The organism is Streptomyces sp. NPDC037242 (genome assembly GCF_055604165.1).
The window spans coordinates 1-16,196 of the sequence record NZ_JBVJUY010000046.1 but is presented as its reverse complement, the minus strand read 5'-3'; the positions used below and the strand labels follow the sequence as shown (position 1 = coordinate 16,196).

The 16,196-nt window shown below is 72.5% G+C and carries 13 protein-coding genes; 3 read left to right on the top strand and 10 right to left on the bottom strand.

Annotated features, from left to right (window positions below; translation table 11 throughout):
- The first annotated feature begins 127 nt into the window (after positions 1 to 127).
- The gene (locus ACZ7GJ_RS35500) at positions 128 to 2,284 is read left to right on the top strand and encodes a discoidin domain-containing protein (protein ID WP_470757752.1); all 2,157 of its coding nucleotides are present in this window, start codon (positions 128 to 130) and stop codon (positions 2,282 to 2,284) included.
- A 90-nt stretch (positions 2,285 to 2,374) separates the two neighbouring features.
- Here the strand turns inward: ACZ7GJ_RS35500 and ACZ7GJ_RS35495 are convergent, their stop codons facing one another.
- The 5 genes from ACZ7GJ_RS35495 to ACZ7GJ_RS35475 all read right to left on the bottom strand — a co-directional run bounded on the left by ACZ7GJ_RS35495 (position 2,375) and on the right by ACZ7GJ_RS35475 (position 8,044).
- Positions 2,375 to 3,292, bottom strand: a complete 918-nt coding sequence (locus ACZ7GJ_RS35495; protein ID WP_470757834.1) for an NADP-dependent oxidoreductase — start codon at positions 3,290 to 3,292, stop codon at positions 2,375 to 2,377.
- Positions 3,293 to 3,420: 128 nt separating this feature from the next.
- Positions 3,421 to 4,830: a GH1 family beta-glucosidase gene (locus ACZ7GJ_RS35490; RefSeq protein ID WP_470757751.1), complete on the bottom strand. Its 1,410-nt coding sequence runs from the start codon at positions 4,828 to 4,830 to the stop codon at positions 3,421 to 3,423.
- On the bottom strand, positions 4,827 to 5,750 hold the full coding sequence (locus ACZ7GJ_RS35485) for a carbohydrate ABC transporter permease (RefSeq protein ID WP_470757749.1): 924 nt from the start codon (positions 5,748 to 5,750) through the stop codon (positions 4,827 to 4,829). Before ACZ7GJ_RS35485 ends, ACZ7GJ_RS35490 begins: the two co-directional genes overlap by 4 nt.
- Positions 5,743 to 6,714, bottom strand: a complete 972-nt coding sequence (locus ACZ7GJ_RS35480) for a carbohydrate ABC transporter permease (RefSeq protein WP_470757747.1) — start codon at positions 6,712 to 6,714, stop codon at positions 5,743 to 5,745. Before ACZ7GJ_RS35480 ends, ACZ7GJ_RS35485 begins: the two co-directional genes overlap by 8 nt.
- A 10-nt stretch (positions 6,715 to 6,724) precedes the next feature.
- Positions 6,725 to 8,044, bottom strand: coding sequence for an ABC transporter substrate-binding protein (locus ACZ7GJ_RS35475; protein WP_470757745.1), 1,320 nt, complete (start codon positions 8,042 to 8,044; stop codon positions 6,725 to 6,727).
- 182 nt (positions 8,045 to 8,226) lie between these two features.
- Here ACZ7GJ_RS35475 and ACZ7GJ_RS35470 point away from each other — a divergent pair, with 182 nt between their 5' ends.
- Positions 8,227 to 9,540: an ROK family transcriptional regulator gene (locus tag ACZ7GJ_RS35470; protein WP_470757743.1), complete on the top strand. Its 1,314-nt coding sequence runs from the start codon at positions 8,227 to 8,229 to the stop codon at positions 9,538 to 9,540.
- 122 nt (positions 9,541 to 9,662) lie between these two features.
- Here the strand turns inward: ACZ7GJ_RS35470 and ACZ7GJ_RS35465 are convergent, their stop codons facing one another.
- Both ACZ7GJ_RS35465 and ACZ7GJ_RS35460 read right to left on the bottom strand, forming a co-directional pair.
- Positions 9,663 to 10,253 (bottom strand): HD domain-containing protein, encoded by a 591-nt coding sequence (locus ACZ7GJ_RS35465; RefSeq protein ID WP_470757741.1) that lies wholly within the window; start codon positions 10,251 to 10,253, stop codon positions 9,663 to 9,665.
- Positions 10,254 to 10,276: 23 nt separating this feature from the next.
- On the bottom strand, positions 10,277 to 11,353 hold the full coding sequence (locus tag ACZ7GJ_RS35460; RefSeq protein ID WP_470757739.1) for an RNA ligase (ATP): 1,077 nt from the start codon (positions 11,351 to 11,353) through the stop codon (positions 10,277 to 10,279).
- A 193-nt stretch (positions 11,354 to 11,546) separates the two neighbouring features.
- On the opposite strand from ACZ7GJ_RS35460, the gene ACZ7GJ_RS35455 reads away from it, so the two are divergent.
- Positions 11,547 to 12,290 (top strand): SDR family NAD(P)-dependent oxidoreductase, encoded by a 744-nt coding sequence (locus ACZ7GJ_RS35455; RefSeq protein ID WP_470757738.1) that lies wholly within the window; start codon positions 11,547 to 11,549, stop codon positions 12,288 to 12,290.
- 17 nt (positions 12,291 to 12,307) lie between these two features.
- On the opposite strand, the gene ACZ7GJ_RS35450 is transcribed toward ACZ7GJ_RS35455, so the two are convergent.
- From ACZ7GJ_RS35450 to ACZ7GJ_RS35440, 3 genes are all read right to left on the bottom strand, one after another.
- The gene (locus ACZ7GJ_RS35450) at positions 12,308 to 13,051 is read right to left on the bottom strand and encodes a peptidoglycan-binding domain-containing protein (protein ID WP_470757736.1); all 744 of its coding nucleotides are present in this window, start codon (positions 13,049 to 13,051) and stop codon (positions 12,308 to 12,310) included.
- A gap of 72 nt (positions 13,052 to 13,123) precedes the next feature.
- Entirely contained in the window at positions 13,124 to 14,437 is a 1,314-nt protein-coding gene (locus tag ACZ7GJ_RS35445; RefSeq protein WP_470757734.1) for a choice-of-anchor A family protein, read from the bottom strand.
- A gap of 156 nt (positions 14,438 to 14,593) precedes the next feature.
- Complete coding sequence (locus tag ACZ7GJ_RS35440) at positions 14,594 to 15,826, bottom strand: MFS transporter (protein WP_470757732.1); 1,233 nt, start codon at positions 15,824 to 15,826, stop codon at positions 14,594 to 14,596.
- Positions 15,827 to 16,196 lie beyond the last annotated feature (370 nt).

Below are 16,196 nucleotides of genomic sequence, written 5' to 3'. Positions count from 1 at the left end.
CCTGAGGCGTATGTGACATGGCATTTGATCTTCAATTCATGAACGCCGAAACCCTTGACGCCCCCATGCAGGGCCAGTTCACTCACGCTTCGATCCCCCCGGATCCATGACGTCAGGAGTGCCCCGCATGCCCGTCCTCTCCGATCGCCCGCCGCGGCTCACCATCGCGGCGCTCGCCGCCGCACTGGTCGCGGCCCTGCTGGTGCTCCTCCCGGGCACCGCCGCCACCGCCGCTCCCACGCTCCTCTCACAGGGCAGACCCGCCACCGCCTCCAGCCTCGAAGGCGCGGGGACCCCCGCGGGCGCCGCCGTGGACGGCGACAACGGCACTCGCTGGTCGAGCCAGTTCGCCGACCCGCAGTGGATCCAGGTCGACCTCGGGGCCCCCGCCCAACTGAGCCAGGTCGTCCTGCGCTGGGAGACCGCGGCCGCCAAGGCGTACCGGATCGAGCTGTCCACCGACGGCAGCACCTGGTCCACCGCCCACTCGACCACCGCCGGCACCGGCGGGACCGCCGCGCACGACATCACCGGCACCGCCCGCTACGTACGGATGTACGGGACCCAGCGCACCACCGTCTACGGCTACTCGCTCTGGGAGTTCCAGGTCTACGGGACCACCGGCACCGGCCCGACCCTCCCCGGCGGCGGGGACCTCGGCCCGAACGTGATCGTCTTCGACCCGTCGACGCCGAACATCCAGGCCAGACTTGACGAGGTGTTCAGGCAGCAGGAATCCGCCCAGTTCGGCTCCGGCCGCTACCAGTTCCTGTTCAAGCCGGGCACCTACAACGGGCTCAACGCCCAGATCGGCTTCTACACCTCCGTCTCCGGCCTCGGACTCAGCCCGGACGACACCACCATCAACGGTGACGTGACCGTCGACGCGGGCTGGTTCAACGGCAACGCCACCCAGAACTTCTGGCGTTCGGCGGAGAACCTCGCGCTCAACCCGGTCAACGGGACCGACCGCTGGGCCGTTTCGCAGGCCGCGCCGTTCCGCCGGATGCACGTCAAGGGCGGCCTCAACCTCGCCCCCACCGGCTATGGTTGGGCGTCCGGCGGCTACATCGCCGACTCCCGGATCGACGGCCAGGTCGGCAATTACTCGCAGCAGCAGTGGTACACCCGCGACAGCTCCATCGGCAGCTGGGGCAACGGCGTCTGGAACCAGGTCTTCTCCGGCGTCCAGGGCGCACCCGCACAGAGCTTCCCGAATCCGCCGTACACCACGCTCGACACCACGCCCGTCTCACGCGAGAAGCCGTTCCTGTACCTGGACGGCAACGACTACAAGGTGTTCGTGCCGGCGAAGCGCACGAACGCCCGCGGCACCTCCTGGGGCAACGGTGCACCGCAGGGCACCTCGATCCCGCTCGACCGGTTCTACGTGGTCAAGCCGGGTGCGACCGCCTCGACGATCAACCAGGCGCTGGCCCAGGGCCTGCACCTGCTCTTCACCCCGGGCGTCTACCACGTCGACCGGACCATCCGGGTGGACCGCCCCGACACGGTGGTGCTGGGCCTCGGCCTCGCCACGATCGTCCCGGACAACGGGGTGACCGCGATGAAGGTCGCCGATGTGGACGGCGTGAAGCTCGCCGGGTTCCTGATCGACGCGGGAGCCGTCAACTCACCGAGCCTGCTGGAGGTCGGCCCGGCCGGCACCACCACGGACCACGCCGCGAACCCGACCACCGTCCAGGACGTGTTCATCCGGGTCGGCGGTGCCGGGCCCGGCAAGGCGACCGTGGGCATGGTGGTCAACAACCACGACACGATCGTCGACCACACCTGGATCTGGCGCGCCGACCATGGCGACGGGGTGGGCTGGGAGACGAACCGCGCCGACTACGGATTCCGGGTCAACGGCGACGACGTACTGGCCACCGGGCTCTTCGTCGAGCACTTCAACAAGTACGACGTCGAGTGGAACGGCAACCGCGGGCGCACGGTCTTCTTCCAGAACGAGAAGGCCTACGACGCCCCCAACCAGGCGGCCATTCAGAACGGTTCGGTCAAGGGGTACGCGGCGTACAAGGTTGCCGACTCGGTCACCACCCACGAGGGCTGGGGCCTGGGCAGCTACTGCTACTACAACGTGGACCCGACGATCCGTCAGGACCACGGCTTCCAGGCACCGGTGAAGCCGGGCGTGAAGTTCCACGACCTGCTCGTCGTCTCGCTCGGCGGCAACGGCCAGTACGAGCACGTCATCAACGCCACGGGCGCGCCGACCTCGGGCACCTCGACCGTCCCCTCCACCGTCGTTTCCTTCCCCTGACCCTGACCCTGACCCTTACCCTCTCCGTCCCCCTCCCCCTGCCCCCGGAACGCGGGGCGGCCACCGGCCGTCCCGCGTTCCGCGTTCCGCTCAGATCTCCAGGACGATCTTCCCGGCGGCGTGTCCGGCCCGGCTGAGTTCGAAGGCGGCCGCGAGTTCGGCGAGCGGGAAGGTCTTGGCCACGGTGACGGTGAGCTTGCCGCTGTCCGCGAGCCCGCCCAGCTCCGCGAGGTCGCTGCCGACGGGCCGCACCCACATCCACTGGCCGCCGTCGCCGAGCACGGTGTGGTCGGCGATGGAGGCGTGACGGCCGCCCTCGGCGAGGACCGCCCGGGTGGTGTCGAGGACGCCGCCGACGAAGTCCGCGACGACGGTGACGCCCTCCGGGGCGATCTCGCGGACGCGGCCGGCGAGGCCCTCGCCGTACTCGACCGGCTCACAGCCCAGTTCCCGCAGCCGATCGTGGTTGCGCGGGGAGGCCGTGCCGATGACGCGGGCGCCCAGAGCCCGGGCGATCTGCACACCGAGGGTGCCCACTCCGCCCGCCGCGCCGTGGATGAGCACGGTGTCGTCCTTACCGGTGTCGAGACGGGTGAGCAGTTGGTACGCGGTGAGCCCGGCCAGCGGCAGGCCGGCCGCCTCCTGCCAGCTGAGGGAGATCGGCTTGGGCGCGAGGGCGCGTACGGGCACGGTGACGAACTCGGCGAAGGTACCGCCGTGCACGTAGTCCTTGCGGGCGTAGGCGACGACCTCGTCGCCGGCCGTGAACTCGGGCACGTCGATGCCGACGATCTCTACGGTTCCGGCCACGTCCCAGCCGGGCACCACGGGGTACACGACGTCCATCAGGCCGTCGAGCCCGCCCGACATGATCTTCCAGTCGACGGGGTTGACCGAGGCGCACTTGACCCGTACGAGGACCTCGCCGGGGCCGACCTTGGGCACCGGGAGCCGGGTCTCGGAGAGCACCTCCGACCCGCCGTACGTCTCGTACGCCATCGCCCGCATGGTGCCCTCGGTGTCTTCGGACATGCGCCTCGCCTCTCCGTGAGCTGCTGGAACCGCCCCCGGACCATCCCACCACGAAAGGCCGTGCCCGCCCGTGGAAGCCGGGCGGGCACGGCGCGGCGCGGGGGCTACAGGGCCTTGTGGGCGGCGATCACGTCCGCGTAGTGGTGGCCGCTGGACTTGATCGTGCGGCGCTGCGTGGCGTAGTCGACGTGGATCAGGCCGAAGCGCTTGTCGTAGCCGTAGGCCCATTCGAAGTTGTCCAGCAGGGACCAGGCGTAGTACCCGGCCAGCGGAGCACCGCGGCGGGCGGCGCGGGCGCAGGCGGCCAGGTGGGCCGTCAGGTACGCGGTGCGGCGGGGGTCGTGCACGCTGCCGTCGGGGGCCACGGTGTCGGGGTACGAGGAGCCGTTCTCGGTGATGTGGATGCGCCGGGCGCCGTACTCCTCGGTCAGCCGCATGATCAGCGTTTCCAGCCCGTCGGCGTCGACCTCCCAGTCCATGCCGGTGCGCGGGACGCCGGGGCGCTCGATCATGCGGGCGTGGGGCGCGGGGGCGCCGGGGTCGGCGGTGACCACCTGCGGGAAGTAGTAGTTCAGGCCGGTCCAGTCGAGCGGCTCGGCGATGGTGTCGAGGTCGCCGGGGCGTTCCGGCAGGTCCACGCCGTAGACCTCGCGCATGTCGGCGGGAAAGCCGCGGCCGTGGACGGGGTCGAGCCACCAGCGGTTGACGTGGCCGTCCATCCGGCGTGCGGCGGCGCGGTCGGCGGCGCTGCCGGTGGCGGGCTCGACGGTGGAGAGGTTGTTGACGATGCCGATCTGCGCGCCGGGGGCCGCGGCGCGGATGGCCCTGGTGGCGAGGCCGTGCCCGAGGAGGAGGTGGTAGGAGGCGCGGACGGCGGCGGTCAGGTCGGTCCAGCCGGGGGCCATCCTGCCCTCCAGATGGCCGATCCACGCCGAGCAGAGCGGTTCGTTCAGCGTGGCCCACTGGGTGACGCGGTCGCCGAGGCGCTCGGCGACCAGGCCGGCGTACGCGGCGAAGTGCTCGGCGGTGGTTCGTTCGGGCCAGCCGCCGCGGTCCTGGAGGGCCTGGGGCAGGTCCCAGTGGTAGAGGGTGACGGAGGGGGCGACGCCCGCGGCGAGCAGTCCGTCCACCAGCCGGTCGTAGAAGTCCAGGCCCTTGGCGTTGACCCTGCCGTCACCGCCGGGCAGGACGCGCGGCCAGGCGACGGACAGCCGGTAGCCGTTGGTGCCGAGCCGTCGCATCAGGCCGATGTCCTCGCGCCAGCGGTGGTAGTGGTCGCAGGCGGTGTCCCCGTCGTGTCCGCCGTCGATGGCGCCGGGGGTGTGGGAGAAGGTGTCCCAGATGGAGGGGCCGCGGCCGTCCTCGGCCACAGCGCCCTCGATCTGGTAGGCGGAGGTCGCGGTGCCCCAGACGAAGTCGCGGGGCAGGGCGGCGAGGTCGATGACGTTCTCGACGGCGGCGCGTGCGGTCACGGTGGGGCTTTCGGTCACGGTGAGGCGTTCGGAAAGGGTCATTTGACGGCTCCTGCCGTGAGTCCGGCCACCAAGTACCGCTGGAGCAGCAGGAATCCGGCGACGACGGGGATGCTGACGACGAGCGAGGCGGCCATGATCTGGTTCCAGTAGACGTCGCTCTGGGTGGAGTAGCCCTGCAGGCCGATGGCCAGGGTGCGGGTGGCGTCGTTCGTCATGACGGAGGCGAACAGGACCTCGCCCCAGGCGGTCATGAAGGCGTACACGGCGACGGCGACGATGCCGGGGACGGCGGCCGGCACGACGACGCGCAGCAGCGCGCCGAGCGGTCCGCAGCCGTCGACGGTGGCGGCCTCGTCGAGGTCGCGGGGTACCGAGTCGAAGTAGCCGATGAGCATCCAGATGGAGAAGGGGAGGGAGAAGGTGAGGTAGGTGAGGATCAGTCCGCCGCGTGAGCCGTAGAGCGCCACTCCGGTGGTGTTGCCGATGTTCACGAAGATCAGGAACAGCGGGAGCAGGAAGAGGATCCCGGGGAACATCTGGGTGGAGAGCACGGTGACGGTGAACAGGCGCTTGCCGCGGAAGCGGTAGCGGCTGACCGCGTAGGCCGCGAAGACGGCGATCACCACGGAGCAGATGGTGGCGGCGCCGGCCACGATCAGGGAGTTCACGAAGTACTTGGCGAGCGGCACGGTGTGCCAGATGTCGATGTAGGGGCGGACGGTGAGCCCGCTGGGGATCCAGCGGAACTGTCCCGCCACGTCCTTGAGCGGTTTGAGCGAGCTGGTGACCATCACGTAGACGGGCAGCAGCACGAAGGCGCTGAGCAGGGTCAGGAAGACCGCGCGGATCGCCTTGAAGGAGGCGGGCGGGTCGAGCGGGCTGCGGGCCCTGGCCGTGCGTCCGGCTCCGGTGCCAGGCCCCGCCGGCCAGACGGGACTTCGACGACACGACCTAGGCATCGGCGTTCCTCCGTCCCCTCGTCGTGAGGACCAGGTATCCGGCCGTGACGAGCAGCAGGAAGAGCAGCAGCAGGACGGACATCGCCGAGCCGGTGCCGAAGTTCCAGGTCACGAAGCTGGACTGGTAGATGTGGATGGATATGAGATCGGCGGCCTCGGGGGCCGATCTGCCGAACAGTACGAAGGGCGTGTTGAAGTCGTTGAAGGTCCACAGGAACAGCACCAGGACCAGTACCTGGTTGACCGCGCCGACCGAGGGCAGGGTGATCCGGCGGATCTGCTGCCAGACGCCGGCCCCGTCCAGCGCGGCGGCCTCGTAGAGCTCCTTGGGGATGTTCTGCAGGGCGGCCGTCACGATCAGGAAGGCGAACGGCCAGCCCTTCCAGACGGACACGGTCAGCAAGGCCCAGAAGCTGTTGTCGCCCAGCAGCCAGAAGGTGTGTTCGGCGCCGCCGATGCCCAGCTGGTCGTGGATGACGTGGTTCACCAGGCCGTTGTCCCGCTGGAACATGAACGCCCAGGTGATGACGGCCGCGTAGACGGGCAGGGCGTACGGGACGAGGAACAGCGCCCGCAGGATGCCGCGGCCGCGGAAGGTCTCCTGCATGAACACGGCGGCGGCGGTGCCGACGGACCAGCACAGGCCTACGGAGAGCAGGGTGAAGGCGCAGGTGGTGAGGAAGGAGCCGAGCAGGGCCTCGCCGACGGGCTTGTTGACGTCGACGGCGAGTTCGTAGTTGTCGAATCCCGTCCAGGGGGCGCTGGACCAGTCCCGGATGAAGAACTGGGTCAGCTCCCGGAAGCTCATCATGATGCCCATCGCCATCGGGACGAGGTGGATGAGCAGTTCGAGGAGCAGGGCGGGCAGGAGCAGGAGGTAGGGCAGGGCGGTACGCCGTACCCGTCCGGTGCGGTGCGCGCGGGCAGCGGTACGCCGCACCCGCCCGGCGGTCGCGGATGTCATTGGGCTGCGCTCACTTCGCCATCTGCTGCTGGGCCTTGGTGAGCTTCGACCTGACCGATTCGACGGTCACCGGCCGGCCGGCCGCGGCGTCGGCGAACAGCTCCTTGACGGCGGTGCCGACGGCGGTCTCGAACTGGGACTCCTCGGGGACCTGCGGGAGCGGGGCGGCGCTGGTGGCGAGGGTGTCGCGCAGCACGGTGAGGTCCTCGTCGGCGAAGGCGGGGTCGCTCTGGGCGGCCTTGACGGGCGGGATGGAGCCGTAGGTCTTGTTGAGGAGCTTCTGTTCCTCGTCGCTGGTCATGAACTTCACGAACTTCAGCGCGCCGTCGATGTTGTCGGTGTTCCTGAAGACGGCCATGTTGATCCCGGCGACCATGGAGTTGGTGTTCCTGCCGGTGCCGGGGGCGCCGCCGGCGGGCACCGGGACGGGGGCCACTCCCCAGTCGCCCTCCTTCATCCCGTGGGACTTGAAGCTGCTGGCCGCGCTCTGCCACAGGACCATGGCGGTCCTGCCGTTGGCGAAGTCCTGGAGGGACTGGTTCTTCTCGTACTCGGCGTTGCCGGGCGCGATGATCTTGTCCTTGGCCATCAGGTCGACGTACTGCTTGACCGCCTGGACGTTGGCCGGGGTGTCGAAGGTGGGCCTGCCGGCCGCGTCGAAGAAGTCCGCGCCGTGCTGTTTGGCGAGGACGAAGACCTGGTGGATGTTGTTGGCGGGGTTCGAGCCCTCGGCTCCCAGCGCCCACTTGCCGTCCTTGGACAGCCGCCGGCCGATGGCGGTCATCTCGTCCCAGGTGGCCGGGGGCTTCTCGATGCCCGCCTCCTGGAACATCTTCTTGTTGTAGTAGAGCGCGTACGCCATCGAGTAGAGCGGGACGGCGGCCGGGTCCTTGCCTGGGGCGCCGGCCGAACCGATGGCGGAGTCGACGAACCGGCCCTTGCCGCCGATCGCGTCGAAGTTCTTGGCGTCCCAGGGCAGCAGGGCGCCGGTTGCCTGGAGGGAGGAGGACCAGGTGTTGCCGATGTTGAGGACGTCCGGGCCCTGGCCGGAGGCGGTGGCCGCGAGGATCCTGTTGAGCAGGTCGGACCAAGGAACCACCTCCAGCTTGACCTTGATGCCGGTCCGCTCCTCGAACTTCTTCAGCTCCGGGCCGAGGGCCGCCTGGTCCGCCGCGATGTCGGGACCCTGGTTGGAGGCCCAGTAGGTGAGCTCCTTGGGGGCGGTGTTGGAGCCGCCCGCGTTGTCGGCGGAGCCACCGCCGCAGGCGGTGGCGGCGACGGTGAGCAGGGAGACGGCGGTGGCGGCGGCTGCGGCTCGGGTTCTGCGCATGGCGGCTCGGTCCCTTTCGGCAGGTCGGGAGAAAGGCCGGTGATGCGGTCCGAGCGCCCGGGCTCGGTCGCCCCGTTACAACCAGGCCTTAATTTAGGACGTGAGTTAAGCCTCGGGAAAGGGTCGCGTCAAGGGGTCGCGCAGGGGTATGTTGCGATCGACGTCAGCACGGAAGGAGCCACATGACCACGGGGCGTAGCGGACGTACGGTGCGGGACCTGCGACGCGGCAACCGCAGCGCCGTACTGCAGCGGTTGTATTTCGGCGGGCCGATGAGCCGTCAGGAGCTGGGCCCCGCCACCGGGCTGAGCTCGGGGTCCGTCAGCAACGTGGTCGGCGAACTCGTCGCCGACGGGCTCCTGGAGGAGGCCGGCATCGTCGACTCCGACGGGGGCAGGCCCCGCACCCTGCTGCGCGTGGCGCCCGGCAGCGCCCACATGATCGGGATCGACGTCGGCGAGACCCGGGTCCGCGTCGAGCTGTTCGACCTCGCGCTCACCGAACTCGCCCGCACCGAGATGCCGTTGAAGCCCCGCGGCTGCTACGACGTGGGCCCGATCGTGGACCATGTGCGGTCCGGGATCGCCACCGTGCTCGCCGAGGCCGGAGTCGGCACGGAGCGACTGCTGGGGGTCGGGGTGGGCGTGCCCGGCATCGTCGACCGCGACGCGCCCGGCGGGGCCGTCGTGCACGGGCAGACCATCGGCTGGGACGCGGTCCCGCTGGAGGCGCTGCTGCGCGCCACCGGAGCCGTGCCGCCCGAGGTCCCGTACATCATCGACAACGGCGCGCGCACGCTCGGCCAGGCGGAGATGTGGTTCGGGGCGGGCCGCGGTGCCCGGGACGCGGTCGTGGTCCTCTTCGGCTCGGGCGTCGGCGCGAGCCTGATCACCGACGGCTCCCCCGAGGGCGGCAACACCGAAGGCACGCCGCTGGAGTGGGGCCACCTGACCGTGTCGGTACGCGGGCGGCGCTGCCGGTGCGGGGCGCTGGGCTGCCTGGAGGCGTACACGGGCGCGGAGTCCCTGCTGGCCCGATGGACGGAGCAGGGCGGGGGCGCGGGGGCCGCCGTGGACGAGGAGGAGGCCCTCGCCGCGCTGCTGGCGGCGGCGGACGCCGGTGACCCGGTGGCCCGGGAGGTGCTGGACGAGACGGCGGAGTACCTCGGCGCGGGCCTGTCGGACGTGATCAACCTGTTCCAGCCCGAGCGCATCCTGCTCGGCGGCTGGGCGGGCCTGATGCTCGGGCCGCGCATCCTTCCGGCGGTACGGGAGCACGCGACCCGGTACTCCCTGCGCCATCCCGCCGCCCGGGTCACCATCGACATGGGTTCCCTGGGCCCGGACGCCGTCACCGTCGGCGCTGCCACGCTGCCGCTGTCGGCCTTCTTCGCCACGGGCGGCCGACGCGGGAGCAGCCCGCAGCCGCAGGCGGAACAGCCGGGCTGGCGCACGGCCCTGAACACCCGGGGCGAGGCCACCGCGCGGCGCGGGTAGCGCGGGTGGTGCCGCGACCGGGGCTCCACCGCGCCGCGACGCCCGGCCGGGCGCCCGTTCAGACGGGCGCCCGTTCAGACGGGCGCCCGTTCAGACGGGCGCCCGTTCAGACGGGCGCCGGTTCAGACGGGATGCGCGGCCTGGAAGGCCAGGCGGCCGTCCGCGCCCTCGGCGATCCGCCCGAGCAACTCGTCGAGCCGCAGGTACACCTCCCAACGCTCACCGCCCACCGCTCCGACCAGGCGACCGATCAGGAGGTCCTCCAACTCCGGTACCCGCTTGCCCTTCCACACCTTGTCGGCGGTACTGACCAACAGCTCCTCAAGGCTCACGCCCGGCTCCGCCCAGGCGGCGTGGGTCGCTGCGAACCGGGCCCGCTCCGCGCCGAAGCCGTGGTCGAGCAGGAGGTCCCGCCCGGCCGGCTCGTGCGCGGAGCCGGGGCCGGTGAGCTCGGCGGGGTGCACCGCCTTGCCCACGTCGTGCGTGGCCGCACCGAACAGCACGGCCTCCCGGCCGAAGGCCAGACCCGGGCAGTACCCGGTCAGCCAGTCGGCCAGTTCGTACGCCACGTCGTGCACGAGCCGCAGGTGCGCCGCGAGCCGGGGCGGAGCCGCCAGCACGCGCAGCAGCTCGGCCACCTCCGGCGGCAGCGGGCGCACCCGCGGGTCCCCCGGGGCGTCGAGGGCGCGGGACAGCGCATCGTTCGCGATCATCCCGCCAGGCTAGCCTGGTCGCCTCACTCGTACTCCGTGCCGCCCTTGCGCGTCAGGTACGCCGGGCTGACCGCCTTCGCGATGGCGCGGCCGCCGACCACCGGGCTGTAGCGCTCCGCCGCGGGCCGGATGACGACCCCCTCGCGCAGGTGCAGGGCCCGCCCGGACACGGTCTCGCGGCCGCTCGCCCACTCCAGGACGGTGTCGAGGTCGTAAGGTCCCTCGAACAGCCGTGGTACGAGCGGCAGTTCGCCGTCCAGCAGCACCTCGGCCGGGTCCAGCCAGCGGACCTGGCCGTCGATCTCGGCGGAGACGTCGAAGACGGCGTACCCGGGCGGCGCCTCGGCCGTGCGTACGTCGGTTCCGTACGCCAGGTCCTGGACGCCCCTGCCGTACACCTCGGCGAAGATGCCGACCCGGGTGGCACCGAGCCGCGCCGCCAGCCGGGCCGCGACCTCGGGGACGCCGTGGCCGCGCACGGCCCGCCAGTACAGGTTGCGCTCGTCCTCCTTGAGCGCGAGCCCCTTGGAGCCGAACCCCTTGGACGAGACCAGCACGTGACTGCCCTCGACGACATACGTCGACAGGCAGGCGGTGCCGTGCAGTTTCTCGGTGAGGACGACGGGCTCGCCGGCCTCGAAGACGTCCGGGTAGCGCTGGAGGTTCTCGATGTCCACCCACGGCAGCAGGTCGGGCGCGGCCGCGACGTCGCCGCTCATCGTCGTGGGGATGGGCGGCGCCCATTTGGTGATGCCGAGCAGCTCCGCGAAGTCCGTGCCCTCCTCGGCGGCCTGCGCCAGGTCCACCCCGGCGAGCGCCATCGGCCGGCATACGAGTCCTTGCGACAGCTCGCCGCGCAGCCGGACGGCCTTGACCCGGTCGGCGGCGCCGCCCGCCAGCCGTCCGGTCAGTCCGAGCTCCTCGATCAAACCGGCGGGCAGTACGGCCTGTTCCGGTATGTAGAGCGCGAACTCACCCGTCGTGTAGGCCCCCTTGGCCACGACGGCCCGGTACAGGCCCACTTGGGCCAGCTCCAACGCGTCGGCGTTCGGGTGCTCGTGGACGGTCAGCTCTTCGGCGGTGACGCGCAGGGTCGACATGGAAAGGCTCCTAGGACATCTTCGTGTTCGGCATCGATGCCACTCTGCGTCCCGCTATTTCCGCTGGTCCAGCGTTTATCGCACTGCTAATCTCCGCCCGGCCGCCGCAGCGGGCCGGGCTGGTGTCCGAGGTCGGGACTCGCGATCATGGGCGCGGGCACGGCAGGGGGACAGCGTCACACAGGAGGTTCACATGGCACGTCGACCGGTCACCGTCGTCACCGGCGGGAGCAGGGGGATCGGCGCGGCAACCTGCGTGCGGCTCGCCGCGGACGGGCACGACATCGTGCTCGGCTACGTCCACGACGAGGCGGCCGCCAAGGCCACCGCCGAGCGCGTACGGGCGACCGGCGGGCGGTGTGTGACCGTACGCGGGGACACCGCCGACGAGTGCGACGCCGAGCGGCTCTTCGACATCGCCGGAGCCGAGTTGGGCACGGTGACCGGCCTGGTCAACAACGCCGGGGTGACCGGGCCCCTGGGCCGGCTGGCCGACGCGAGGACCGAGGACCTGCGGCGGGTCGTGGAGGTGAACCTGCTCGGGTACCTGCTGTGCTGCCGTCGGGCCGCCCGGGACATGGCCGAGGCGGGCGGCGGGGCGATCGTCAACGTCTCGTCCGCGGCCGCCACCCTCGGCAGCCCCGGCGACTACGTCCACTACGCCGCGACCAAGGCGGCCACCGACGCACTGACCGTCGGGCTCTCCAAGGAGCTCGGACCCGACGGGATCCGGGTCAACGCGGTGGCGCCGGGCATCATCGACACCGACATGCACGCCGCCATGGGCGACCCCGACCGGCCGGCCCGCGCGGCGGCAGGGATCCCGCTCGGTCGGCCCGGACAGCCCGAGGAGGTCGCCGGGGCCATCGCGTGGCTGCTCTCCCCGGACGCCTCGTACACGACAGGGACCGTCCTGCGCGTCTCCGGCGGCCGCTGAGGCCCCGCGCCGGCCCCTCAGTACCCGGCGAGTCCGAACGCGGCCCGCGTGGCCGGGCCGTAGACGCCGGGCGGGTCACCCTTGATGCTCCTGTTCTGCTGGAGCTGCAGGACCCCGCGCCGGGTCTGCTCGTCGTACGTCCCGGTGACGGAGACGTACGTGAACCCCTGCCCGTAGAGCCGCTGCTGCAAGGTGCGCACCTCGGGCCCCTGGTCGCCCGGGCGCAGCGTCCCGGAGCCGGTCGCCGCCGACGGTCCCGCCGCCCGGGCCCTCGGCGGCGGCTGCCCCGGCTGCGCGTCGCGGCTCGCGGCCGCGCTCCCCGACGGGCCGGGTGCGGTCGGCCCCGACGGCCTGGGCTCGGAGGATCCGGCGGTCCCGTCGGGCGAGGGCTCCGCGTCGGCGCCGGGGCTGCGCGCCGGAAGCACCGGCACGGACAGCCCGGGCGCCGCTCCCGCCTGCGGGGGCTCCGGCTCCGGGGTGCGCAGCAGTACGAGGACGCCCGCGGCGGCAAGTGCGAGCAGGGCGAGGACCGCCAGCGGCAGCCGGGTGCTCCGTTCCCGGTCCCGGTCCTGCGGGACGGCTACGGGAGCCGGGATCACCGGAGCGGGCGACCGTGCCGGTACGGCGGCGGGACCGCTCTGCGGCCAGGTGGGCAGGGTCGGCCGGGGCAGCCCGGGCGGGCGGCCCGAGGGGGCGACGTAAGGGCGTACGAGCGGGGCGTCGTCGGGGGCGATCCCGCTCTCGTCTGGTTCTGGGGACACGGTTGTCACGGTTGTCTCCCGGCGGGGACGGGGGCCGGCGCGGCGGTGCGGTGCCGGCCCCCGTCCGGCCGGTCAGGCCCTGCGCCGCCGCGCGACCAGGACCATGCCCGCACCGACGGCCAGCACGAGGCCGCCGCCGATGGCCAGCGGCACGGCCACGTCGGCGCCGGTCCGGGCCAGATCACCGCCCTTGCCACCGCTGCCGCCGGTGGCCGCGGCCGGGGTGCCGCGGGACGGGCCGGGGGTCGCGGATCCGCCGGGCGTGCCCGGCGGCTCCGCGGTGGGCCTGCCCGGAGTCCCGGGGGTGGCGGGCTGTCCGGGCACCGGGGCGGCGGGCGGGGTCGCGCCCGCCGGGGCCGGGGCGCCGGGCGAGGGGGTGTTCCCCGCGGGGACCGGGCCGTTCGGGAGGCAGCCGGTGAAGGGGTAGTGGTGCGTCTCGGCACCTCCCTTGCCGGTCAGCGACTTGGCGATGACCGAGCCGTTGACCGGGCCGCCGTCGCCGAGGTCGACTGCGGCGTCGGGGGCGAGGATGGTGCCCGGCCAGGCGTTGCCGCTCTTCTTGGTGACCTTCGTGGCGTCGGGGAAGTTCCACATCAGCTTGGCGCGGATGTCTCCGTCGGCCGCGCTGCTGAGCTTGTCGTCGAGCATCTCGCGCCTGCCCGCCTCGTCCCAGAGGAAGAAGCCGGTGGTTCCCGCCTTGTTCTGGTCGTACGCGGCGCCCTTGACGTTGACCACGGTGACCGCGCCGACCGGGACCCTGATCCGGATCTCCTTGGCCTTCTCCAGCTCGGTGGCGGGCAGGACGAAGCCGTTGAACCGCGCGTCGGTGCCGGTGAGCTGGAGGGTGGAGTCGTCCAGGCGCCACTGTGCGGTGGGCGACTGGGCGGCGGCGAGCGCGGTGGAGGTCTTGCGCAGTGCGCGGAACTCGGCGGTGAAGTCGATGGGCGAGGGGCCCTTGGCCACCTTGCCGTTGTGGGCCTCGGCGAGCCCGGTGAGGGTGCCGCCGTAGATGCCGTTCCCGTTGACCACCCGTACGTCGCCGGTGATGTTGCCGGCCACGACCAGGGCGTTGCCGCCCGGGAGCGCGTCGGCCTGGGCGGTGCTCAGCTCCTGGCCGACGCTGAATCCGCCCCGGAAGTCCGCGTTCCCGCCGACGGCCACCGCGCCTTCGGCATCCGGGGTGTGCTGGTCGTCCCCCTCGATGAACTCGCCGTAGCGGCCCGCGATGCCGAGTGCGCCCGTGCAGGTGGTGGGCTGCGGCTCCGGGGTGGCGAAGGCCGTGGGCGCGACCGCGACGGCGATCGTGACGGCGCCGACCATGCCGGCTGCGAGGGAACCGCCGAGCGCTGCCGCTGAGGCGAACGAAGAGCGGACGGATATGGACATGTTGGGCATCTCCGGAGTGCAGCTCATGCGCGGTGCAGTGGTGCTCGATCGGCGCACTCTTTCCCCCCGGGATGGCCCGAGTCAAGCCGGATGTCCGATGCGCCCCAACGGTCCGATCTGTTGGTACGCGACCGCGTCCCGCACCCCTTCGGCGGCTCAGCGCCCGGCGGCGGCCCCCGCCCGCGAGGTGACCCGGATCGTGACGGCCGCCAGGCACATCAGGCAGGCTCCGGTGAGCGGCGCGGCCGGCGCCGAGAGCCCGTCGACGGCGAGGCCCCCGGCCAACGCGCCCGCGGCGATGGCCAGGTTGAACATGGCCACCATCAGCGAGGAGGCGGCCTCGGCGGCCTTCGGGGCGGCCCTGGTCATCCAGGTCTGCAGACTCACCGAGACCCCGCCGTAGACGAGCCCCCAGACCAGCAGCAGGACCGTTCCGGCGACCGCTCCGGGCACGACGGCGATCAGCCCCAGGACCAGGGTCAGACAGGCGCTGACCACGAGCAGCGTACGGGGCGCATCGCGGGTCCCCGTAAGGAAGTTCCCGGCGACTCCCGCGACGCCGTACCCGAGCAGGAGCGTGCTGACCAACCCGGTGTCGATGCCCGAGACGTCCTGGAGGATCGGCCGTACGAAGGTGTACGCGGCGAACTGGCCGGTCACCACCAGGAAGGTGACGGCCACCCCGGCCCGGACCCCGCGGTTGCCCCGCAGCAGCGCGGGCAGTTGGCGCAAGGAGATCTGCCGGGTCGGCGGCAGCGGGGGGAGCAGCAGGAGCAGGGCGGCCAGCGTGGCGAGGCCGAGGCCCCCGACGGCCGCGAAGGCGGTGCGCCAGCTGCCGAGTTCGCCGAGCAGGGTGCCCGCGGGGACCCCGAGCACCGAGGCGGTGGGGACGCCGCCGAAGACGAGCGCGGTGGCGCGGCCGACGTGGCGCTCGGGGACCAGTCGTACGGCGAGGCCCCCGGCTATCGCCCAGAAGCCGCCCACGCCGACCCCGACGAGCAGCCGGGCCGCGAGGAGCACCGCGAAGGAGGGGGCCAGGGCGGCCACGAGGTTGGCGGCGGCCGTCAGGGCGATCAGCGCGCACAGCACGTGCCGCCGGTCGAGCCGGCCGGCGCCGACGGTGACGAGCGGCGCGCAGACTCCGGCGACCAGCCCCGGCACGGTGACCATCAGGCCGGCGGTGCCGTCGGACACGCCGAGATCGGCGCCGACCGGGGTGAGCAGTCCCACGGGGAGCAGTTCGGAGGTGATCAGGCAGAAGATGCCGAGCGCGACGGCGCAGACGGCGGCCCAGCCCTTCCAGGGCGCGGGGGTGGGGGCGGGGACTGGCGTGGGGTCTGGAACTGCTGGTGTGGTCGCGTCGGGCGCGGGCGCGGCATCTGCGGTCATGGTTCGGCACTCCGTACGGGCAGGGCAGGGCATGCGGGAGGGGAGGGGGACGTGCGGCCGCGCGGAGCGCCGGAGGTCGCGCCTCCCCCGGCATCCGTACGGCCGTTCCCCTCCGCACCCTGTCCGGAAATTCCCGTCGGGTCCACCCCCGCGCACCTCCGGTCCCGTCCGGTGGACTCCCCCGGTCCGGTGAACCGCACGGTTCGGCGGCGCCGGACGCGGCCGCCCCACCGGATCGGTCCAACGGCGGCCGCCGCCCCGGAGCCGCGCGCCCACCGGGCCCGGGGGGGGGGGGGGGGGGGGGGGGGGGGGGGGGGGGGGGGGGGGGGGGGGGGGGGGGGGGGGGGGGGGGGGGGGGGGGGGGGGGGGG